The organism is Mesorhizobium sp. M7A.F.Ce.TU.012.03.2.1 (assembly GCF_004006095.1).
Lineage (GTDB): Bacteria > Pseudomonadota > Alphaproteobacteria > Rhizobiales > Rhizobiaceae > Mesorhizobium.
This window is the reverse complement of sequence record NZ_CP034779.1, coordinates 3,968,217-3,988,464: the sequence shown is the minus strand read 5'-3', so window position 1 is coordinate 3,988,464 and position 20,248 is coordinate 3,968,217. Positions and strand designations below refer to the sequence as shown.

Below are 20,248 nucleotides of genomic sequence, written 5' to 3'. Positions count from 1 at the left end.
CGCCGTAGAGCACCTATCTTTGCGCCTTCAGGCAGATTTGAATTTGAAAGCAAGCACCGGAGTGAGACACGGCCGGCACGTGGCTAGGGTTCAGCCGCAAACAAAGGAGTGAAGGCAATGAACCTTATACAAACCGGTATGCCGGTGGCCGCCTGCAACGTCGCCGCCCTCGGCACCATCGCCTATGCCATCGGCGAATCCCCCATCGGCAAAATCCTGGCGGCGCGCAGCGATATCGGCGTCTGCGCCATCCTGATCGGCTCGGATGCTGACACACTGGAGCAGGATCTCGCCAACCGCTTCCCCGGCAAGGTACTGGTCGAGGACGAGGCCGCACTGCGCGACGATCTCGCCGCAATCGCGCGCTTCATCGAAATGCCTGGCGTCGGCCTCGACCTGCCGCTCGACCTGCGCCACGGCACGCCATTCCAGCAGCGTGTTTGGGACGTGCTGCGCAGCATCCCGTGCGGCGCCACCATCACCTACACCGCGCTCGCCCGGCGTCTCGGCCAGCCGAACGGCGCCCGCACCGTGGCGACCGCCTGTGCGGCCAACGCGATTGCGCTGGGCATACCCTGCCACCGTGTTGTCCGCGCCGACGGCACGCTGGCCGGCTACCGCTGGGGCGTCGGGCGCAAGCGCGCCCTGCTCGACAAGGAGGCTACGATATGAATGCCCATGCCAAAATTGCCGCATCGGTGGTCGAAGCTGCTCAGACACGCATCGCCGGTTACGACTGGCCGGCCCTTGCTGCCGAACTCGACGGCTTCGGCTGCGCGGTGATCGAGAAATTGCTCTCGCCCGAAGAATGCCGGCAGATCGCCGGCCTCTATCCCGAGGAGAAGCATTTCCGCAGCCACATTCATATGGCCAGGCACGGCTTCGGCAAGGGCGAGTACCGCTATTTCCGCTATCCCTTGCCCGACCTCCTGGGTGGCCTGCGCAGCGCGCTCTATCCCAGGCTGGCCGAGGTCGCCAATCGGTGGAACGAGCGCATGGGGCAGGCCATGCGTTATCCCGCGACGCATGCCGCGTTTCTCGAGCAGTGCCATGCCGCCGGCCAGACACGGCCGACGCCGCTGCTGCTGCAATATGTGCCTGGCGACTTCAACGGCCTGCACCAGGATCTCTATGGCGACCTCGCCTTTCCGCTGCAGGTGGCGATCCTGCTCTCCGAACCGGGCCAGGATTTTACCGGCGGTGAGTTCGCGCTGACCGAGCAGCGGCCGCGCATGCAGAGCCGGGTCGAAGTGGTGCCGCTGCGCCAGGGCGACGCCGTTGTGTTCGCCGTCCACAACCGGCCGGTGCAGGGCACCAAAGGCAATTACCGGGTCAACCTGCGCCATGGCGTCAGTCGGCTGCGCTCAGGCATGCGCCACACGGTAGGGATTATTTTCCACGATGCCAAGTGAGCAGGGAGAAGATGGAGGTTCCCTTCACCCCGCCGGTGCATAACGGCTGACCACCATGCCGCAGGCATAGGCCTTCGAGCCGAGCAGCCGCAGGTTCCTAAAACCGCCCTGGTCAAAAATCCGGCGGCCCGCCCCCAGCACCGCCGGGTTGACGAACAGCTGGAACTCGTCGACCAGCCCGGCCGCGATCAGCGCTGACGCGAAACCGGCGCCGCCGAACACGGCAATGTCGCCACCCTCGCCCGTCTTCAGCGCGTTGACCTCGCGCGGCAGGTCGCCGCTGGCCACACTGGTGCGCTCCCAAGCCGGCTCCCAGGCCGATTGCTCGAGCTTGTCGCTGAGCACCACCTTGCGGGCGTCGACGATGCGCTGCGCAAAGGCGTAGAACGGATCGTGCGGAAACTTCTTCGCCGCAGTGTCCCAATGGGTGAGGTAGCCCTCCTGTGCCATTTTGCGGCTGAGCAGGATGGTATCGACGCCTGCGAAGACAGCGTTGAAGTCCTGCTTCAGCGCGTCGTCCCAGGCGCTGTCGTCGCCCCATTCCCAGAGCTGCCAGGGATGGTCCTCATTGGCGCCGACAAAGCCGTCGACCGACATCTGCATCTGCAGGACCAGCTTTTTCACCGTCATTCTCCCCACGGCCAACGCAAAACAGTTTACATTTGCAACCGTTGACGCAAGGCCAAAACGATGTCAATAGTAAAGTGATTTAAAAATGGAACCGTAGATGTCGACGCGCGAAAAATCCGGCTGTCCGATCAACCTGTCGCTCGAACTGATCGGCGACCGCTGGACGCTGCTCATCATCCGCGACATGGCCTTCGCCGGCAAAAGGCACTTTCGCGAATTCCTGCAATCCGACGAAGGCATCTCCTCGCGCACGCTGGCCGAGCGGCTGCAAACGCTTCAGGAGGAAGGCATCCTCACCAGAAGCGACGACCCGACGCATGGCTTGAAAACGGTCTACCGGCTGACCGAAGCAGGCATCGACCTCTTGCCGGTGCTGGCGACGCTCGGCGCCTGGGGCAGCAAGCACCGCAAGGCCGACGATAAGCTGGCCAGGATTGCCGGCGAATTGGCGGCAGGCGGCGAAGCGGCGCTGGAAAAGATGAAAGCGGCGCTGCGATCGGAGCATATTGTCTAGGCGTTGCGCTGTTTCCCTTCTCCCCCTGTGGGAGAAGGTGGATCGGCGCGCAGCGCCGAGACGGATGAGGGGTGTTCCAGCGGAGTGAGACGCTGGCGTTCCCTGGAACACCCCTCATCCGTCGCCTTCGGCGACACCTTCTCCCACAAGCGGAGAAGGGGGAGCTTTCCACAGCTTGCTTGACAACGATCCACCTTTGTTCTTTATTTGTTCCAATCTATCAGCAACTGCGGATGTGCGGTCGATGGAAACGACAGCCACCATCCTGCATGCCGATCTCGACGCTTTCTACGCCTCGGTCGAGCAGTTGCTCGATCCGTCGCTGCGCGGCAAGCCGATCGCGGTGGGCGGCGGTGTCGTGCTCGCCGCTTCCTATGAGGCCCGCGCCTTCGGCGTGCGCGGCGGCATGCCGGGGCGCAAGGCGCGTGAGCTGTGCCCGCAGCTGATCTTCGTCGGCGGCAATTTCAGCCACTACCAGCGGCTGGGCGACGCGGCGATCAAGGTGCTCGACGATTTTACCCCGGTGGTCGAGCGCATCTCCATCGACGAGGCGTTTGCCGACGTCGCCGGCTGCACGCATCTGTTCGGCTCGCCGCAGGAGATCGCAACGACCATCCGCCGCCGCGTGCGGGCCGAACTCGGCCTGCCGATCTCGATCGGCGTAGCACGCACCAAGCATCTGGCCAAGATCGCCTCGCAGGTGGCCAAACCGGATGGGCTGGTGGTGGTCGACCCCGGCAGCGAGCTCGCTTTCCTGCACGACCTGCCGGTCGGGCTGATGTGGGGCGTCGGCCCGGCGACCAGGGCGAGGCTGGCGGAAATCGGCGTCGAGACCATCGGCCAGCTGGCCAGGACGCACAGCGGCGCGCTGACACGGCTGCTCGGTCCCGCCGCCGGCGAAAAGCTCGCCGCCTTGTCATGGAACCGCGACCCGCGAAAGCTCGAAACGCATAGCCGCGCGCATTCGGCCGGCGCCCAATCGGCGCTGGGCCAAAAACCCGCCGTAGCGCGGATCATCGTGCCCACTCTGCTGCATCTGGCCGACCGTGTCGCCAGCCGGCTGCGCGCCAAGGCGCGGCCCGGCCGCACGGTGACGGTACGCGTGCGCTTTGCCGATCTCAGCGCCGTCACGCGCTCGATCACGCTTGACCAGCCGATCTCGGCGACCGCGATGCTGGCCGAGATCGCCGGCGATCTGGTGCGCGGCGTCCTCGCCGACAACCCCCACGAAAGAACGATCTCGCTGCTGGCGATCTCGGTGTCGTATCTTGAGGAAAGCTTCGAGCTGCAGCTCGAACTGCCGCTCGGCCTCGCCGACGAGAAACGCCGGCCGGGCACCCGAAAAGGCCTGGCACGCTTCGACGCCGACCGCGCCATCGACAAGATCCGCGAACGCTTTGGCAAACAGGCGGTGGGCTACGGCACGGTGGCACTGGAGGCCGCGCGCTCCGTGCCCGACGAATTCAGGGAGCTGGCGGAGAAGGAGCTTTGAGGCCAGGGCAAGGCTATGGGCCGGTACGCGAGTAGCGATGGACCCGGATGCCACTAGAGCTTGTCCCGTGCCAGGGCTCGCAGGCTATGCCGTCATGGTCGGCATCGTGAGTCGGCCAATAGCCAGGTTCGCCCCTATGCGCAGAGGCGAGGCCAACGGCACGGGCGGCAGTGCAGTTCGGGAATGCCGCAAGGTGCCTCAGCACCGAGAGAGATGTATCAAACCGAATGCCGATGAAGCCATAGATGATATAGCCCGACAACAGAATGAACGGCGCAAACAAGGCCACCCATCTCAGCCTGCCAAGGCGGCGACGGTGATAGGGTGAAGGCCGTCGCAAGAATGGCAGGAGCATTCCCCGCCAACTCCCCGGTTGGAGTGCCCGAACCAGACTAGCGTCACCCAGGTACAGTAGCAATAACGGTCATCTCCGAACGGTTTCCTGCGTTTAGAGCGCGGCTATTGGATAGCGAAACGCCAGTTCTATGCCTCGCCGTCCCAGTACCGCCTCACCGCTCCCATGTCGAAAATGCCGTCGCGCCGGCGCAAGGCGTCGACCGCCATCTTGTTGGAATCGGGATAGACGCAGACCTCGTTGGGATTTTTCTCGCCGATCATCAGATAGCGGCACGGTTCCGTACCGCTGTTGAGGAAGGAATGCCCGACCGCCAGGCCGGCGGGAAAGCAGACATAATCGCCGGCCTTCATCTCGTGACGCTCCTCGCCAAGCAGCAGCGTCACCTGCCCTTCCAGGATCAGCGCGTGCTCCTCTTCGAGCATGTGGTAGTGCCTGGGCGCCAGGCGCATGCCGGGGGCCGGCGCCTCGATCAGCATGCCGACATGATAGTCTGGTCGTCCCAAAGCCGCATAGGTCAGATGCCTGGACCGGCCGCCGAACCGCGGGCCTTCGCCCTCGACCTTCCATTCGACGGCATCGCTGGCGACAGGCGGGATCGGCACGGCTGGGGGTTTGGTGATACCGGGCATCACATCCGACGGCAGCGGATCGCCGGCGGCAAGGCCGGTGTTCTCGCCGTCCCAGTAAGTTCGGGTTGCCGAGAGGTCGAAGATCGCGCGCCTGCCCAGCGCCCGCACCAGGACCTTGTTGGAGGCGGTATAGACGACCACGTCATTCGGGTTGCGCTCGCCGACGATGACATAGCGGCACGGCGCGTCGCCGGTGTTGATGAGGCAATGCCCCGCCGCAGCACCAGCCGGAAAGCAGATGTAGTCGCCGGCCTTCATGGCGTAGGCAGCGTCGCCGACATAAGCGGTCAGCATCCCTTCGAGGATGAAGACATGCTCTTCCTCGAAAATATGGTAATGCGCCGGCGACGTCTGCTTGCCCGGCGGCAGTTCCTCGATCGCCACGCCGACATGGTGGTTTTCGCCGAGGGCGGCCTGCGACAGATGCCGGTAGCGCACACCGAAGCGCGGCACATCGGACCATTCCGTCCATGGCACGCTGTCCGATGCGAATGGCACGGGCGCTTTATCGTCTGCCATAGGGCCTCCCTGGTCCTGTCCCCCTGCCCTCGTCGCACTGCCATGCTGCTAGAGGATCCACGACAGGACAAAGCTGCCAGCTTCCGGCTAAACCGCCAAGCGGTGTTCGCGACGCTCCTGACAAAGCCAGACAGGAATCGCTCGCTTCAACCCCTGATCGCCTTGCTGGCCTGCTGCAGCAGCTCGAATGCCGCGAAGCGCTTGGCGTGCCAGCCGGCCAGCGTGGCATCGGGATGATAGACCTCGCCGAGTTCCGACATGCCGGCCATCGCCCCCGTCAGATCCTTGTAGGCACCGGCGGCGACCGCGCCCAGCATCGCCGAGCCGAGCAGCACCGGTTCCGGCGAGGTCGAGGCCACCACCACCATGCCTGTGGTATCTGCAAGCAGCTGGCGCACCAGCGGGCTTTGGCCGGCGCCGCCGCTGACGACGATGGTGTCGACGGGAATGCCCTTGTCATGCTCGGCCCGCACGATCTGGCGCGCGCCATAGCCCAGCCCGCAGACCCCGGCGACATAGAGCCCGACCAGGCTGTCGAGGCTGGTGTCGAGATCGAGCCCGGCGATCAGCGCTCGCGCGTCCGGGTCGGCGAAAGGTGCGCGGTTGCCGAGAAACTCCGGCACCACATGGATACCGCCGACCAGCGCCGGCGTCGCTGCGGCCCCGTTGCGGCCTTGCGCCTGCAATGACAGCCAGGCGCTGAGGCTGAGCCCCTCGGCTTGCGCCTTGGCGGTCGCTTCGCCAGCCGCGGGATGCATGCGCACCAGATGGTCGATAGCAGCACCGGCTGCCGACTGGCCGCCCTCGTTCAGCCACAGGCCCGGCACCATGGCCGAGAAATACGGACCCCAGACGCCGTCGACGAAGGCCGGCACCGCGGTCGACGACATGGTGCAGGCCGAGGTGCCGAAAACATAGGCCATGCGCGACAGAACGCTGCCGAACTCGCCGCGCGCACCGACCGTACCGACGCCACCGGCATGCGCATCGATCAGGCCGGCCGCTACCGCGATGCCGGGGACGAGGCCAAGGTCCGCAGCCGCCTGCGCGGTCAGCCCGCTGCCAAGTGCGGCACCCGCCGGCACGATCTGCGTGCCGATGCGCGCGAATGCCTCGTCGGCCAGGCTCCCTAGTCCGATGGTGCGGAAATAGGCCTCGTCCCAGCGGCTTTCATGCGCCAGATAGGTCCATTTGCAAGTCACCGTGCAGACCGAGCGGGCAAGGCTGCCGGTCGCCCGCCAGGTGAGGAAATCGGGGAGGTCCATGAACTGCCAGGCGGCGTTGAACGTGTCGGGCAGGTTTTCGGCCAGCCAAAGGAGTTTCGGCGTTTCCATCTCCGGCGATATGACGCCGCCGACATAGTTCAGCACCGCCTCGCCGCTGCGGTTGATGCGGCGCGTCTGCTCGACCGCGCGGTGATCCATCCAGACGATGATGTTGCGTTCCGAATTGCCGGATCTGCTCACCGGCAGCGGCACGCCGCCCTCGCCCAGCACCACCAGCGAACAAGTGGCGTCGAACCCGATGCCGGCGATCGCCTCGGGCGCCACGCCCGATTGAGCGACCGCTTCCCGCGTGGCCGCGCACACCGCCCGCCAGATGTCGTTGCTCGACTGCTCGACAATGTCGCCGGCCTCGCGCCAGACCTCGATATCGCGCTTGGCAGAGGCGAGCATGTTTCCAGTGTGGTCGAACACCCCGGCCCGCGCGCTGCCGGTGCCGACGTCGATGCCGAGATAATGGGGCATGTGAAACCTTCGGTTTGGCGAGTAGCGAGTAGCGAGTAGGTAGGTCGTTGGATTCTTCCCTATTCGCTACTCCCTATTCCCTATTCGCTTAGAGATCATTGCTCTGCGGCAAAATCACCAGATCGCGGATCGTCACGTTGCGCGGGCGGGTCAGCATGAACATCACCGCTTCGGCCACTTCGCGCGGCTGCATCAGGCCACCGGCGGCGAGTTCTTCCTCGAGCTTGGCCTTCGGCCAGTCGTCGACCAGCGCCGTCACCACCGGGCCGGGCGCCACCGCACCGACGCGCAGGCCGTGCTTGGCGACCTGCCGGCGCACCGTGTGGACGAAGGCCTGCACGGCGTGCTTGGAGGCCGTGTAGATCGGCTCCCAGACCACCGGAACCAGTCCGGCGATCGAACTGGTGACGATGACGTCGCCCGTCTTGCGCTCGATCATGTGCGGCAGCACCGCCTGGATCGAGCGGAAGCAGGCATTGATGTTGAGGTTGAGCATCCGGTCCCAGGCGTCGGGATCGCCGGTCGCCACCTCGCCGCCGACATAGGCGCCGGCATTGGCATGGAAGATGTCGAGCTGGCCGGCCTTCTCCAGAATCTGCGGCATCATGGTGGCGACGCTGGCCGGCTGCATCAGGTCGATGACCAGCGGGATCGCCTTGGGGCCGAGTTCGGCGCAGAGCTTGTTCAGCGTCGCCTCGGCGCGGTCGACCAGCACCACGGTGGCGCCGGACGCCAGCATGTGCCTGGCGCATTCGAGGCCGATGCCTGATGCCGCGCCGGTGACGGCGGCAACTTTTCCGGACAGTTTTTCGCTCATGTCTTGCTTCCTGTTGATGGGTTCAGGCCCGGCCATGGGAGACACGCGAGCGGCGTGCCAGCGAGTCGACGATGACCGCGATGGCAAGCACGGCGCCGGTGATCATGTACCGAAGCGACGAGGACAGATCGAGCAGCGTCAGGCCGCTGGCGATCGACTGGATGACGATGATGCCGAGCAGCGCCGAATACGCACTGCCGCGACCGCCGAACAGGCTGGTACCGCCTATGACGGCCGCCGCGATGGCGTTGAGGTTGACGTCGCCGGTGCCGGCCTGCTGGCTGGCCGAGGCCAGGCGGGCCGCCGACAGCACGCCGCCGAAAGCGGCCAGCATCGAGCACAGCACGAAGGCGCTCGAATAGATCAGCCGCACATTGATGCCGGCGCGCCTTGCCGCCTCGCGGTTGCCGCCGACCGCCGACATCGAGCGGCCCCATTTGGTCCGCGTCAGCGCGTAATGCATTGATATGACCAGGCCGACGAACAGGCCGAACATCCACGGAATGCCGCGCGCCTGGTTGAGATAGAAGACGATGAGTTCGAGGATGACCGTGATCACGACCGCGCGCGTGACGAGCCCGCCGGTCGACGGCGCCGACAGGTTGGCGGCGCGGCGGCGCGCGACAGTGCGCAGGCCGGTGACCAGCATGACGATACCGGGCACGGCCGCCAGAGCGAACGAGACGAACTTCGGCATCATCAGCAGCTGGCCGAAATTCACCAGGTTCGAGCCGTAGGGCAGATTGATCGAGCCGGTCGAGCCGAGAATGTAGAGCTGCAGGCCAAGCACCGCCAGCAGACCGGCCAGCGTCGAGACGAAGCTCGGCATGCCCAGCCGGTTGAACAGCAGCGCGTAGAGTGCGCCGATAAAGCCGCCGACGGCGACAGCGGCCAGAATGGCGAGCGCCACCGGCCAGCCCTGGTTGACCCACAGCGTACCGACCATAGCCGAGGCAAAGCCGCTGATCGAACCGACAGACAGGTCGATTTCGCCGACCATCAAAACGCAGACGATGCCGAGCGCGATGACTCCCACGGTGGAGCAATCGAACAGCAGATTGACCAGATTGCTTGATGACAAGAAGATCGGGTTGATGCTGGCAAACACCGTCCAGATGATGACCAGCCCGACGATGACCGGCAGCGAGCCGAGATCGCCTGAGCGGACCCGGTCGAAGAACCTGCGGATGGCGCCGCCGATCCCCGCCTCGTGCTTGACGCGCACATCGGCGCGGTCGAGCTGCGGCGGCACGGGGGCGGCCTGTTCGGCTTCGCGGCTCATGGGCGTGGCTCCTGGGTTCGGTCTTGCCTGGCCTGTCTCCGCTCGGCGCGCCGCGATACCGAATTGTTCGACGCGCCGGTGATGGCGCTGACCAGTTCCTGGTTCGAGGCATCGGGGGTGAAGATGCCGTTGTTGCGGCCAAGCCGCAGCACGACGATGCGGTCGGCGACGGCGCGCACGTCTTCCATATTGTGGCTGATGATGACGACGCCGAGGCCGCGGTCGCGCACGCGCTCGATCAGGTTGAGCACTTCCGCCGTCTGCGCCACGCCGAGCGCCGCCGTCGGCTCGTCGAGCAGGATGAGCTTGGGTTCGAGCAGCAGCGAGCGGGCGATCGCCACCGTCTGGCGTTGGCCGCCCGACAACGAAGCGACCACTTCGCGCACGCTTGGGATACGCGCCGATAGCTCGTTGAGCAGCGTCCAGGCGCGCACTTCCATCGCCACCTCGTCCAGCCGCAGCGGGTTGAGCTCACGGCCGAGAAAGATGTTGGCGACGATGTCGAGGTTCTCGCACAGCGCCAGATCCTGGAACACGGTGGCTATGCCGAGCGTCAGCGCCGCACTCGGATCTGCAAGCGTCACCTGTTGGCCGCGATAATTGATGGTGCCCGAACTCGGCTGATGCACGCCGGCCAGGATCTTGACCAGGGTCGACTTGCCGGCGCCATTGTCGCCGACCAGCGCCACCACCTCGCCAGCATGGACATCGAGATCGATGTCGGTGAGCGCCGAAACGGCGCCGAAATTCTTCGAAACGCCGCGCAGGCTGAGCACCAGCTCGCCTGCCGGAACCGGTTCGTCCGGGGTATCGATCATGCCAGGAAGCCTTTCAAAACCGGTTCAAATGTCGGATGAGCGCTGCCTGGCCACCGCACGGTGGCCAGGCAGCGGAGCGGGCAAGGGTCGCGGTCAGTTCCCGATGCCCAGCTTCTTGCAGCCTTCCGCGTAACGATCGACGCAGAGTTCGGCCGCGGTGTTGATCTTCTTGTCGATGATCTCGGCCTTCAGGTTTTCCTGCGTCACCACGGCCGGCGTGAACAGCTGCGAGGGCGTGTCGTACAGCGTCATCTCGGCCTTCGGCGTCTCGCCCGAAAGCAGCTTGATGGCGATGTTGGCGGCGGCCGCCGCCACGATCTCGCTCGGCTTGGAGATGGTGTTGTACTGGTCGCCGGCGATGATCAGCTGCAGTGCCGCGATCGTCGCGTCATTGCCGGTCACCGGCGGCACCGGATCGACGCCGGCCGCCTTGAAGGCCGCGATGGCGCCGCCGCCGGTGCCGTCATTGGCCGCAACCACGCCGAGGATTTTTGGTCCGAAGCGGGTGATCTGGCCGCCGGCCCATTGCTGCGCCTTCGGCGGCGCCCATTCCGGCGTGTCGTATTCGGCCAGGATCTTGTAGCCACTGTTGTCGAGGCCGGCATGGATGCCCTTCTTGATCAGGCCGGCCGCCGCGTCGGTCGGCGAGCCGTTGATCTGCAGCACACCGCCGCTGGCCGGATCGACCTTCAGCGCCTTCAGGTGCTCGACCAGCGAGTCGGCGATGGCCTTGCCGATGCCTTCATTGTTGAACGACACATAGAAATCGGCCGGCGCTGTCGGGATCGGCCGGTCATAGGCGATGACCTTGATGCCCTGGCTCTGCGCCAGCTTGACCAGCGAGGCGGCGGCGGTCGAGTCGACCGGGTCGAGCACGATCGCCTTGGCGCCCTGCGAGATCACCGAGTTGAACTGCTGCTGCTGGCGCGAGGCGTCGGCATCGGCGTTCTGGTAGAGCACCTTGCAGCCCGGGCACAGCTTCTTCATCTCGGCGGCGAAGCCGGGATAATCATGCTGCTCGTAGCGGGTCGAGGCCTGGTCGGGCATCAGGAAGGCCACGGTGGCGTCGGTGACTTCGGCGGCCATGGCGGTGCCAGCCAGCAGCGACAGCGCAAGGGCTGCCATGCCGGCGGACTTGCCAGCGGACTTCAATGAAGATGAAAGTTTGGTCATTCGGTCTTCTCCGTTTCTGGATATGGTTGTAAGAAGGTCGTTGACTGCTTTGGTGTGGAGACACGCCTCCGCCCTCGCCCCAAACTGCAATTGGGAATTAGGGTCCGGCGCCGGCCTTTCGAGTCCGCGCCTACATCCTCCGCTAAGCGGAGGAAATTTGAGACAAGTGTGCTCCATCGCGAACCGCTCCACGCGGCTCACGTCGTCATGCAAAAGAAAAATTCCTCCCTTGGTTCCTCCCTGGCTCCTCCGTTAAGCGGCTTTTCCCGCGTTGATGTTGTCGGCCAGCAGGCGCCTGAAGCGCGAGGGCGGCATGCCCTTCTCCGCCAGGAACTGCCGGTTGAAATTGGACAGATTGTTGAAGCCGACCTCGTAGCAAATGTCGGTGATCGAGGCCTGCTCGTCGCTCATCAGGATCTGGCAGGCGAGGTTGATGCGCAGCCGCTTCACATACTGCACCAGCGACATGCCCGTGTGACGGCGAAACGAGCGCGAGAACGCACCGGTCGACTGGCCGGCGATGGCGGCGAGATCCGCCTCGTCGAACAACTGCGTCAGGTTCTCCCTGATATAGGCGAGCGCCTTGTTCATGCCGGCGGTCATGTAGCCGGAGGGATCGGGCCGGTAGCTGGCGCTGGCCAAAAGCTGGAATTCCTGGGCGCGGCTGAGCAGGCCGGCGATCATCATGAACAGTTCGATGCGGCGCACGCCTTGCGCCTGCATCATCTCTTCCATCAGCGGCGCCAGCGCCTTGCTGGTGCGGCTGGAAAACAGCACGCCGCGCCGCGACGCCTCGAGCAGAGCCGCAAGTCCCGCCAACTCCGGCAGCACATGCATGGCATCGCCGATGAAACTTTCGGAAAACTGAATGATGCGGCCGCGCAGCGGGATCGAACTGTCCCTAGGGATATCGCTGACCCAATTGTGCGGCAGGTTCGGTCCGGTCAGCACCAGATTGCCCGGCTCGAACTCGCCGATGAAGTCGCCGACGAAATAGCGGCCGTTGGTGAAGATCACCTGATGCAGTTCATATTCGGGATGGAAGTGCCAGCGCACCGTGTGGAAGGGGTAGCCGTGCGACCACGCCTTGAAGGACTCACCGCGTCGTATCTGGACAACTTCCAGGTCCGGTTCCATGTCCGTTTCCTCCCGGGCCGGCACGGATATCTGCCGCGTTCGGCCTAATTCCCTAACCCGGCCGAATTGGTTTCGGCTCTGCATTTCAAGAGCCAAGGTACCGGCTCATGACAACAGGCGCCACCACGATTCAAGACAACGGATGATACTTTTTTAACCGGGAGGCGGCGCTCAGAAGCGCTATTCGGGCAGAACAGGTCAGTCTTGCTGACGCGTTCGCTCAATTGACCAACGAGGATGCCGCCCGCCCGGAAAGGAATTCCGGCGTCTCCGTGGTCGCCTGGCCTATCGCAAGAACAGCGTGTTCAGGCGCTGTTGCAGCGCCGTCATCGTCAGTTCACCTCGTGCGCAGCGCACCACCGGCCGCCGTCGCGAGCGGCGAAACCATCTCCGGCACCAATATGTCGTGGCGGCGCGCGAAGCTGACCAGCGTGGCCCGCACCGTCTCCGAATCAATCTCGCCGACGATGCCCGCCTTGCAAGCGTTGAGTGCGACGGCATGGGCGCCGTTGCGGCCGGCGCTCGGCCAGTCCTGCAGCAGTGCGTAAGCTTCCATCACGCTGTCGATCTTCCTCGGAAAGCCCATTCCGACCAGAAGGGTGACCGGTTCCTCAAATTGCCCGCGATTCATGGCTTGTGCCTCCTCTCGATTGTGCCTGTAGCGGGCCGAGCACCGGGAGCGCGGCCCGCCGCGGATAGGTGAATGGACTGGCCGATTCCCGTTCAACCGCTGCCGGCGGATACCTCGGATGTTGCCGACACTTGCTGCGCGGCAAGGAACATCAGTGCCGACGCCGCGGTTCGCCGGTTCCAGCCGGCAGCTTCAGCCATGTCGAGCAGCCCTGCCAGCAGCGGCTTCAGCACGTTCCTGCATTCTGTTTCATAGGCCAGGAATTCCTTCGCTTGGTGCGTAGGAGCCGGTACGGATCCGAGGCCAGCCATTGCATCCATCTTTACCTCCACTTTCTCTTCGGATGACGCCCGCTCCCCGCCAGGGAAGCGGGCGGATTGGCCGTGACCTCAGAAGTCCATACTGGCGCCGGCGGGCATTGCCGGGGCGGCGGCTTCCTTCTTCGGCTTCTCGGCCACCATCGCCTCCGTGGTCACCAGCAGGCCGGCGACCGATGCCGCGTCCTGGAGAGCGGTGCGCACCACCTTGGCCGGGTCGATGACGCCCTGGCCGTAGAGATCGCCGAATTCGTTGGTCTGGGCGTTCCAGCCCCAGCCGAATTCGCTTTTCTCGCGCAGCTTGCCGACGATGATCGAGCCTTCGGCGCCGGCATTCTCGGCGATCTGCCGGACCGGCGTTTCGATGGCACGGCGCACGATATCGACGCCAGTCTTCTGGTCCGCATTGTCGGTCTGCACGGCATCGAGCGCCTTGGCTGCCCGCAGCAGCGCGACACCGCCGCCAGGCAGCACGCCCTCCTCGACGGCCGCGCGGGTCGCATGCAGCGCATCGTCGACGCGGTCCTTACGCTCCTTGACCTCGACCTCGGTCGAGCCGCCGACCCGGATCACCGCAACGCCGCCGGCGAGTTTGGCCAGCCGCTCCTGCAACTTCTCGCGGTCGTAGTCGGAGGTGGTCTCCTCGATCTGCGCCTTGATCTGCGCGACACGGCCCTGGATCTCTTCCTTGCGGCCGACACCGTCGACGATGGTGGTGTTTTCCTTCTCGATCACCACTTTCTTGGCGCGGCCCAGCATCTGCAGCGTCACATTTTCCAGCTTGATGCCGAGATCTTCCGAGATCGCGGTGCCGCCGGTGAGAATGGCGATGTCTTCCAGCATGGCCTTGCGGCGGTCGCCGAAGCCCGGCGCCTTGACGGCCGCGACCTTGAGGCCGCCGCGCAGCTTGTTGACGACCAGCGTCGCCAGCGCCTCGCCTTCCACATCCTCGGCGATGATCAAGAGCGGCTTGCCCGACTGCACCACGGCTTCAAGCACGGGCAGCATCGCTTGCAGGTTGGAGAGCTTCTTCTCGTGGATCAGCACATAAGGCTCATCGAGTTCGACGCGCATCTTGTCCTGGTTGGTGATGAAATAGGGCGAGAGATAGCCGCGGTCGAACTGCATGCCTTCCACGACTTCGAGTTCGGTCTCGGCGGTCTTGGCCTCCTCCACCGTGATGACACCTTCATTGCCGACCTTCTCCATTGCCTCGGCGAGGAAACGGCCGATCTCGGCATCGCCATTGGCGGAGATGGTGCCTACCTGCGCGATCTCGTCGTTTCGGGTGACCTTGCGGGCATTGGTCTTCAGTTCGGCGACCACCGCATCGACCGCCTTGTCGATGCCGCGCTTCAAATCCATCGGGTTCATGCCCGAGGCAACCGCCTTGGCCCCTTCCCTGACGATCGCCTGTGCAAGCACCGTTGCGGTCGTCGTGCCGTCGCCGGCAAGGTCGTTGGTCTTGGAAGCCACTTCGCGCACCATCTGGGCGCCCATATTCTCGAACTTGTCTTCAAGCTCGATTTCCTTGGCGACGGTGACGCCGTCCTTGGTGATGCGCGGAGCGCCGAACGACTTGTCGATGACGACATTGCGCCCCTTGGGACCGAGCGTCACCTTCACCGCATTGGCAAGGATATCGACGCCGCGCAGCATCTTCTCGCGCGCTTCGGTATGGAATTTCACTTCTTTGGCAGCCATTGGATCACTCCTTTATCTAGGCAGCATTCGTTGACTGGATGTATACGAAGAAGCCGTCAGGCGGCCTTCTTCACTTCGGCGATCTTATCGATGACACCCATCACGTCGCTTTCCTTCATGATGAGCAGATCCTCGCCGTCGAGTTTGATTTCGGTGCCGGACCATTTGCCGAACAGGATGCGGTCGCCGACCTTGACATCGAGTTCGACAAGCTTGCCGCTGTCGTCGCGCGGGCCGGGACCGACGGCGAGCACTTCACCTTCCTGCGGTTTTTCCTTTGCGGTATCGGGGATGATGATGCCGCCGGAGGTCTTCTCCTCGGCTTCAAGGCGGCGGACCAGAATACGGTCATGCAATGGACGGAACGCCATGTCGTTCTCCTCGTGGACAAACAGGTTTTTGAGGTTCCTCCGCACCGAACCGGCAATATCGGACCGGTGCGGAACGCCGCGACCCTTCGTCAGGCATCGCGGCGTATATCGAGCTAGTTTTGCCGTTTTTCGGTTTCAAGAGACCGGCGAAAAAATTTTTCCATTCGACCAGAAAGGGCGCCAACGCACTGTTATGGCGCGGCTATTTTCGGAACCCCCGAGCTTCTCGCGACGTTGTTTGAAGAGGAACCGATCGTCCCGGCATGGCATCGGGCGAGTTCAATACGAACGTCGCGGGCTGGAGGCCTGAACGGAGAGAGAAGGAGAAAGACATGGCCGATACGGTCAGCAGCGAATTCCGCCTGCAAATGGAAGGTTATGGCCTGACGACGGCCGAAATCCACTATCACCTGCCCGATCATCCGAGCCTGCTTCAGCTCTATGTCTGGCAGGACTATGATCTCGCTCCGGCCTTTCCCGAACTCAAGGGCTTTCTCCAATATTGGGAGCGCGAACTCGACGGTCCGCTGCACTCGGTCCGCGTTGCTCATCACCGGCTCATCCAGCCTTCGGAATGGCGGGCCGTCGAGGGCATCATCACGGTCCACTAGAGGTCTTTGGGACGGACTCCGCTCCTGCTTCGCCCCCGGAGCGACAACGTTGGGAGCGACGACGTTGGAGCAGGCTCTTGCCGGTCCCACGCAGCGCCAACAATCTCCGCTCCAAGATTTCCAATTTCCATGTTGTAAAACGATCCTGCCGCGCTAGCCTGAAACCAGATGCGAGGCGGGGAAGAGGAATGGAGCTTCAGCTCAACGGCAAGGTGGCGCTGGTCACCGGCTCGACGCAAGGCATCGGCCGCGCCATCGCCGAGACGCTGGCGCGCTGCGGCGCCGGCGGCCTGCTCGTCACCGGGCGCGAGAAGACCCGCGGCGATGCCGTGGCGGAAGAGCTTTCGCGGCTCGGCACGCCGACGGTCTTCGTCGCCGCGGACCTCGCCGACCCGGCGGCCCCTGCCCTCTTGGCGGAAGCCTGCGTCGAGCGCTTCGGCCGCATCGATGCGCTGGTCAACGCCGCAGGGCTGACCAACCGGGCCTCGTTCCTCGACGCCGATCTCTACGGCTGGGCCTCGCTGTTTGCGGTCAACGCGCGGGCGCCGTTCTTCCTCATGCAGGCGGCCATCGCCGAGATGAAGAAGCGTGGCCAGGGCGGCGCCATCGTCAACATCCTGTCGATCAACGCCCATTGCGGCTCGCCGGAACTCGCCGTCTATTCCGCCAGCAAGGGCGCGCTGGCCACGCTTACCAAAAACGCCGCCAATGCCCATCGCTTCGATCGCATCCGCGTCAACGGCATCAATGTCGGCTGGACCGACACGCCGGCCGAACGTGTCATGCAGGCCGACACGTTGGGCAACGGGCCGGGCTGGCTCGATGCCGCCAACGCCTCGCAACCCTTCGGCCGCCTGTTCTCGACGAGCGACATCGCCAACCTCGCCGTCTTCCTGCTTTCGGATGCTGCCGGGCCGATAACCGGCACGCTCGTCGACCAGGAACAGTGGGTGATCGGGGCGAATCGGTGAGCGCCATCGAAACGCATGCGCCCTGCATGACGCATTTCGGCGTCGGCGCTTTCACCGTTGCCGTCAGAAGTTGGTCACGATGACGGTGACTGAAAAAGCCTATCGCCCCATTCGCTCAAAGCACCCGCGCCGCCTCACAGCGCCAGGCTCCCCTGCTCCACCTCCTCGGCATTCGGATCTCCCGGTGCGGTGGCCCAGGCCAATTCGACCAGCGTCACGGTGCGCCGGCCTGTCCCGTCGAGTTGGCAGACGATGAGCCCCTGCTCCTCGATATAAGTCAAGAGGCGCCGGGCGCGGCGCAGCGAGTGCGAGCCGTAGGCGCGGGCGATCGCGGCGTCGCTCGGGCACGGCCAGCCCTCTTTCGCCGCACGGGCGATCATCATGAACACGCCCTGCATGTCGTCGGGCAGCAGCGACGCGCGGACGGAAACGTCCCGCCACGCGTCATCCTGCGTCGTCTCGGAACCAAGGCCGGCACGGGCGCGCGTCAGCATGCGGCGGAACTCCGGCAGGTCCGGCACGACCGAGGCCAGGCCTTCGATGCGGCAGCGGACCACGAACTCCTGATAGAGCACGCCGATCACGCGAAAACCGGCGTCGGGTTGCGCCAGGATGGCGCGCAGCACACGGTCGACGCGCTCACGACGCTCGGCCAGATCCTCGGCGCTGATTTGCGGCTCCGCCGGCTCGGGGCGCATTTCCAGTGCCGCCGATTTGGCCGCCATCAGTTGGTCGAGCAGGTCCGGCGACGCCGGGCGGCGCGGCGTGCGCACCGTCTCGGGTGGCGGCGCCGCCAGGATGATCGCGCGTGCGTCTTCCAGCGCGGATTCCGGCATTGCCATGAGCCGCGGCGTGCCGTTGCGCGGGCTGGTGTCGGTCGGGCCGATGCGCAGCCCCAGCGGACGGCGCGACAGCGCCGGACCGAGCGCCATGAACTGCCCGCGTTCCAGATCACGGAACGCTTCCGCCTGGCGTCTCTCCATGCCCAAAAGATCGGCGGCACGCGCCATGTCGATATCGAGGAAGGTGCGGCCCATGAGGAAATTGGACGCCTCGGCTGCGACGTTCTTGGCGAGCTTGGCCAGCCGCTGGGTGGCAATGATGCCGGCCAGCCCGCGCTTGCGGCCACGACACATCAAATTGGTCATGGCGCCGAGCGAGAGCTTTCGCGCTTCGTCCGACACCTCTCCGGCCACCGCCGGCGCGAACAGCTGCGCCTCGTCCACCACCACCAGCATCGGGTACCAGTGGTCACGGGCGACCTCGAACAGTCCGCCGAGGAAGGCGGCCGCACGTCGCATCTGGTTCTCGGCGTCGAGTCCTTCGAGATTGAGCACGGTGGAGACGCGATGCATGCGCGCCCGCTCGCCGGCCGCCTGCAGGCCGCGCTCGGTATGCTGCTCGGCATCGATCACCAGATGGCCGTAACGATCGCCCAGCGAGACGAAGTCGCCCTCGGGATCGATGATGGTCTGCTGCACCCAGGGTGCGCTCTGCTCCAGCAGGCGCCGCAGCAGATGCGACTTGCCGGAGCCTGAATTGCCCTGCACCAAAAGGCGAGTCGCGAGCAGTTCCTCAAGATCCAGCTTCGCCGGGGCGCCCGCGGTCGTCTGTCCCATCTCGATCGCAACGGTCATCTCGACTCAGGCGCTCCTTTCGCAGACGGGCTTATCAACTGGGTCACAGCCCGTCGAGCGTGCATGACCGCCTGCGGCGTGTTGCGCACAACTGTGCAGGCACCGCCTGGAGGGGTCATCAGCCGATGCCTGGCGCAAACTTTGGGTTGACCCCTTCGGACCACGAGGCGACACTCCACCCAACGCTACGAGTGCGAGGAGGAATGCGATGGACGAGCCCGAACGGTGGCGCCACATGTCGACGGCCCCGAAGGATGGCAGCCGCATCCTGGTCACGGTGCGTCCGTCCGAACAGGGACCGGCGGAAGTAGACCTTGCCTATTGGTCGCGTGCTGACCAGTTCGCCTCGGAAGGCTGGCGCGCGTCGGACTCCTCGCCCGGGCGCGTCATCGAATATGCCGACCCGGAACTGAAGTGCTGGATGCCGTTGCCGACGGCTAACCTCAGCCGCGCGTCCATGCCAGCGCCCTGGGAAGGCGAAGACGCCCAGCAGCTGGATGGGTCCGGGATTTAAGCGCGCGGAGAGGCCGGAGATTGGCCAATCTCCCCCTCGTGCGGGAGATTGGCAGCTTCGCGGTCGGCAGTCCTCAGAACAGGAACGCGGCCGTGGCGGGGTTGGGCCCGTTGCGGCCTTCGGGCGAATCCATGCCGCGGATCGTCTGCAGGTCCTGGGCATCCAGTTCAAAATCGAAGACATCGAAATTGGCGGCGATGCGATCCCTGCGGATCGACTTTGGAATGACGATCAGCCCCTCTTGGAGATGCCAGCGGACGATCGCCTGGGCGACGGACTTGCCATGTTTCTTGGCGATGCCTGCAATGGTCGGATCGCCGAGCAGCCGGCCGCTGCCCAACGGGCTCCAGCTTTCGATACGGATGTCGTGCTTGGCGTGAAAGTCCCTGACACCGCGCTGCTGGAACTGGGGATGCAGCTCGATCTGGTTGACGACGGGCGTCACGCCGGTCTCCGCGATGATCCGCTCCAGATGGTCCTGGTTGAAGTTCGAAACGCCGATCGACTTGATGCGGCCGGCCTGCCGGAGTTCGACCAGCATCTTCCAGGCCTCGACATATTTGTCCTGGCTGGGCACAGGCCAGTGGATCAGGAACAGGTCGATCTGTTCGACGCCGAGCTTCTCCATCGTCTCGTCGAAGGCGCGCAAAGCCGCGTCGCGCTGGTGCGCGCCGTTGCGCAGTTTCGAGGTGATGAACAGCTCGGCCCGCGGCACGCCCGCGCTGCGGATCGCCTCTCCGACCCCTTCCTCGTTCTGATAGCCTTCGGCGGTGTCGATCAGGCGATAGCCGGCCTCGATGCCCCAACCCACCACGTCGGCTGTGATGTCTTGGTCGACCTGCCACACACCGAGGCCGAGCTGGGGAATGGCGGAGCCGTCGTTCAATGCAATCTGTTCGGGCATGATGGGCTGTTCAGGCACGGGGAATCCTTTGCAAAGCGGGTCCGGGCGGTCTGCCCGGT

General features: G+C 64.8%; 22 protein-coding genes. 7 read left to right on the top strand and 15 right to left on the bottom strand.

The window, feature by feature from the left end:
• Positions 1-117 precede the first annotated feature (117 nt).
• Together EJ079_RS19445 and EJ079_RS19440 are read left to right on the top strand one after the other, a co-directional pair.
• Positions 118-672, top strand: a complete 555-nt coding sequence (locus tag EJ079_RS19445) for a methylated-DNA--[protein]-cysteine S-methyltransferase (RefSeq protein ID WP_127809832.1) — start codon at positions 118-120, stop codon at positions 670-672.
• Positions 669-1,412, top strand: coding sequence for a 2OG-Fe(II) oxygenase (locus EJ079_RS19440; RefSeq protein ID WP_127809831.1), 744 nt, complete (start codon positions 669-671; stop codon positions 1,410-1,412). The genes EJ079_RS19445 and EJ079_RS19440 overlap by 4 nt, the downstream gene beginning before the upstream one ends.
• A gap of 24 nt (positions 1,413-1,436) precedes the next feature.
• Here EJ079_RS19440 and EJ079_RS19435 read toward each other — a convergent pair whose 3' ends face one another.
• A complete protein-coding gene (locus tag EJ079_RS19435; RefSeq protein ID WP_127396727.1) occupies positions 1,437-2,036 on the bottom strand; it encodes a dihydrofolate reductase family protein in 600 nt (199 codons plus the stop codon).
• 103 nt (positions 2,037-2,139) lie between these two features.
• On the opposite strand from EJ079_RS19435, the gene EJ079_RS19430 reads away from it, so the two are divergent.
• Positions 2,140-2,556: a helix-turn-helix domain-containing protein gene (locus tag EJ079_RS19430; RefSeq protein ID WP_127396726.1), complete on the top strand. Its 417-nt coding sequence runs from the start codon at positions 2,140-2,142 to the stop codon at positions 2,554-2,556.
• 244 nt (positions 2,557-2,800) lie between these two features.
• Complete coding sequence (gene dinB / locus EJ079_RS19420) at positions 2,801-4,048, top strand: DNA polymerase IV (RefSeq protein WP_127809829.1); 1,248 nt, start codon at positions 2,801-2,803, stop codon at positions 4,046-4,048.
• Between the two features lie 13 nt (positions 4,049-4,061).
• Here the strand turns inward: dinB and EJ079_RS19415 are convergent, their stop codons facing one another.
• The 12 genes from EJ079_RS19415 to EJ079_RS19360 form a co-directional block, all read right to left on the bottom strand.
• Positions 4,062-4,403, bottom strand: a complete 342-nt coding sequence (locus tag EJ079_RS19415) for an excalibur calcium-binding domain-containing protein (protein ID WP_127809828.1) — start codon at positions 4,401-4,403, stop codon at positions 4,062-4,064.
• Positions 4,404-4,531: 128 nt separating this feature from the next.
• Positions 4,532-5,554, bottom strand: coding sequence for a cupin domain-containing protein (locus EJ079_RS19410; RefSeq protein ID WP_127398507.1), 1,023 nt, complete (start codon positions 5,552-5,554; stop codon positions 4,532-4,534).
• Positions 5,555-5,700: 146 nt separating this feature from the next.
• On the bottom strand, positions 5,701-7,302 hold the full coding sequence (locus EJ079_RS19405) for an FGGY-family carbohydrate kinase (RefSeq protein ID WP_127809827.1): 1,602 nt from the start codon (positions 7,300-7,302) through the stop codon (positions 5,701-5,703).
• 88 nt (positions 7,303-7,390) lie between these two features.
• Entirely contained in the window at positions 7,391-8,119 is a 729-nt protein-coding gene (locus tag EJ079_RS19400; protein WP_127399316.1) for an SDR family oxidoreductase, read from the bottom strand.
• Positions 8,120-8,141: 22 nt separating this feature from the next.
• The gene (locus tag EJ079_RS19395; protein ID WP_127809826.1) at positions 8,142-9,401 is read right to left on the bottom strand and encodes a sugar ABC transporter permease; all 1,260 of its coding nucleotides are present in this window, start codon (positions 9,399-9,401) and stop codon (positions 8,142-8,144) included.
• Entirely contained in the window at positions 9,398-10,219 is an 822-nt protein-coding gene (locus EJ079_RS19390) for an ATP-binding cassette domain-containing protein (RefSeq protein WP_127809825.1), read from the bottom strand. Before EJ079_RS19390 ends, EJ079_RS19395 begins: the two co-directional genes overlap by 4 nt.
• A 93-nt stretch (positions 10,220-10,312) precedes the next feature.
• Positions 10,313-11,392 (bottom strand): sugar ABC transporter substrate-binding protein, encoded by a 1,080-nt coding sequence (locus EJ079_RS19385; protein WP_127809824.1) that lies wholly within the window; start codon positions 11,390-11,392, stop codon positions 10,313-10,315.
• A gap of 252 nt (positions 11,393-11,644) precedes the next feature.
• Entirely contained in the window at positions 11,645-12,529 is an 885-nt protein-coding gene (locus EJ079_RS19380) for an AraC family transcriptional regulator (protein ID WP_127320456.1), read from the bottom strand.
• 337 nt (positions 12,530-12,866) lie between these two features.
• The gene (locus EJ079_RS19375; RefSeq protein ID WP_127809823.1) at positions 12,867-13,160 is read right to left on the bottom strand and encodes a DUF982 domain-containing protein; all 294 of its coding nucleotides are present in this window, start codon (positions 13,158-13,160) and stop codon (positions 12,867-12,869) included.
• A gap of 92 nt (positions 13,161-13,252) precedes the next feature.
• A complete protein-coding gene (locus tag EJ079_RS19370; RefSeq protein ID WP_013530720.1) occupies positions 13,253-13,480 on the bottom strand; it encodes a hypothetical protein in 228 nt (75 codons plus the stop codon).
• A gap of 69 nt (positions 13,481-13,549) precedes the next feature.
• A complete protein-coding gene (groL, locus tag EJ079_RS19365; RefSeq protein ID WP_127809822.1) occupies positions 13,550-15,181 on the bottom strand; it encodes a chaperonin GroEL in 1,632 nt (543 codons plus the stop codon).
• A gap of 56 nt (positions 15,182-15,237) precedes the next feature.
• Entirely contained in the window at positions 15,238-15,552 is a 315-nt protein-coding gene (locus EJ079_RS19360) for a co-chaperone GroES (RefSeq protein WP_127809821.1), read from the bottom strand.
• 332 nt (positions 15,553-15,884) lie between these two features.
• On the opposite strand from EJ079_RS19360, the gene EJ079_RS19355 reads away from it, so the two are divergent.
• Both EJ079_RS19355 and EJ079_RS19350 read left to right on the top strand, forming a co-directional pair.
• Complete coding sequence (locus tag EJ079_RS19355; protein ID WP_127809820.1) at positions 15,885-16,163, top strand: usg protein; 279 nt, start codon at positions 15,885-15,887, stop codon at positions 16,161-16,163.
• 188 nt (positions 16,164-16,351) lie between these two features.
• Entirely contained in the window at positions 16,352-17,134 is a 783-nt protein-coding gene (locus tag EJ079_RS19350; protein ID WP_127809819.1) for an SDR family oxidoreductase, read from the top strand.
• A 134-nt stretch (positions 17,135-17,268) separates the two neighbouring features.
• Here the strand turns inward: EJ079_RS19350 and EJ079_RS19345 are convergent, their stop codons facing one another.
• On the bottom strand, positions 17,269-18,771 hold the full coding sequence (locus EJ079_RS19345) for an ATP-binding protein (protein WP_127297074.1): 1,503 nt from the start codon (positions 18,769-18,771) through the stop codon (positions 17,269-17,271).
• Between the two features lie 208 nt (positions 18,772-18,979).
• Here EJ079_RS19345 and EJ079_RS19340 point away from each other — a divergent pair, with 208 nt between their 5' ends.
• Positions 18,980-19,285, top strand: a complete 306-nt coding sequence (locus tag EJ079_RS19340) for a hypothetical protein (RefSeq protein ID WP_013530714.1) — start codon at positions 18,980-18,982, stop codon at positions 19,283-19,285.
• A 73-nt stretch (positions 19,286-19,358) separates the two neighbouring features.
• On the opposite strand, the gene EJ079_RS19335 is transcribed toward EJ079_RS19340, so the two are convergent.
• Positions 19,359-20,189 (bottom strand): aldo/keto reductase, encoded by an 831-nt coding sequence (locus EJ079_RS19335; RefSeq protein WP_174800355.1) that lies wholly within the window; start codon positions 20,187-20,189, stop codon positions 19,359-19,361.
• Between the last annotated feature and the right edge of the window lie 59 nt (positions 20,190-20,248).

Bases quoted from the DNA above. Each gene is read 5' to 3' on its own strand.
- EJ079_RS19345 (WP_127297074.1), bottom strand. From the start codon at position 18,771: ATGACCGTTGCGATCGAGATGGGACAGACGACCGCGGGCGCCCCGGCG.
- EJ079_RS19335 (WP_174800355.1), bottom strand. From the start codon at position 20,189: ATGCCCGAACAGATTGCATTGAACGACGGCTCCGCCATTCCCCAGCTC.
- EJ079_RS19395 (WP_127809826.1), bottom strand. From the start codon at position 9,401: ATGAGCCGCGAAGCCGAACAGGCCGCCCCCGTGCCGCCGCAGCTCGAC.
- EJ079_RS19350 (WP_127809819.1), top strand. From the start codon at position 16,352: ATGGAGCTTCAGCTCAACGGCAAGGTGGCGCTGGTCACCGGCTCGACG.
- EJ079_RS19375 (WP_127809823.1), bottom strand. From the start codon at position 13,160: ATGAATCGCGGGCAATTTGAGGAACCGGTCACCCTTCTGGTCGGAATG.
- EJ079_RS19360 (WP_127809821.1), bottom strand. From the start codon at position 15,552: ATGGCGTTCCGTCCATTGCATGACCGTATTCTGGTCCGCCGCCTTGAA.
- EJ079_RS19380 (WP_127320456.1), bottom strand. From the start codon at position 12,529: ATGGAACCGGACCTGGAAGTTGTCCAGATACGACGCGGTGAGTCCTTC.
- EJ079_RS19445 (WP_127809832.1), top strand. From the start codon at position 118: ATGAACCTTATACAAACCGGTATGCCGGTGGCCGCCTGCAACGTCGCC.
- EJ079_RS19430 (WP_127396726.1), top strand. From the start codon at position 2,140: ATGTCGACGCGCGAAAAATCCGGCTGTCCGATCAACCTGTCGCTCGAA.
- EJ079_RS19410 (WP_127398507.1), bottom strand. From the start codon at position 5,554: ATGGCAGACGATAAAGCGCCCGTGCCATTCGCATCGGACAGCGTGCCA.
- groL (WP_127809822.1), bottom strand. From the start codon at position 15,181: ATGGCTGCCAAAGAAGTGAAATTCCATACCGAAGCGCGCGAGAAGATG.
- EJ079_RS19400 (WP_127399316.1), bottom strand. From the start codon at position 8,119: ATGAGCGAAAAACTGTCCGGAAAAGTTGCCGCCGTCACCGGCGCGGCA.
- EJ079_RS19385 (WP_127809824.1), bottom strand. From the start codon at position 11,392: ATGACCAAACTTTCATCTTCATTGAAGTCCGCTGGCAAGTCCGCCGGC.
- EJ079_RS19440 (WP_127809831.1), top strand. From the start codon at position 669: ATGAATGCCCATGCCAAAATTGCCGCATCGGTGGTCGAAGCTGCTCAG.
- dinB (WP_127809829.1), top strand. From the start codon at position 2,801: ATGGAAACGACAGCCACCATCCTGCATGCCGATCTCGACGCTTTCTAC.
- EJ079_RS19340 (WP_013530714.1), top strand. From the start codon at position 18,980: ATGGACGAGCCCGAACGGTGGCGCCACATGTCGACGGCCCCGAAGGAT.
- EJ079_RS19415 (WP_127809828.1), bottom strand. From the start codon at position 4,403: ATGCTCCTGCCATTCTTGCGACGGCCTTCACCCTATCACCGTCGCCGC.
- EJ079_RS19390 (WP_127809825.1), bottom strand. From the start codon at position 10,219: ATGATCGATACCCCGGACGAACCGGTTCCGGCAGGCGAGCTGGTGCTC.
- EJ079_RS19355 (WP_127809820.1), top strand. From the start codon at position 15,885: ATGGCCGATACGGTCAGCAGCGAATTCCGCCTGCAAATGGAAGGTTAT.
- EJ079_RS19405 (WP_127809827.1), bottom strand. From the start codon at position 7,302: ATGCCCCATTATCTCGGCATCGACGTCGGCACCGGCAGCGCGCGGGCC.
- EJ079_RS19370 (WP_013530720.1), bottom strand. From the start codon at position 13,480: ATGGATGCAATGGCTGGCCTCGGATCCGTACCGGCTCCTACGCACCAA.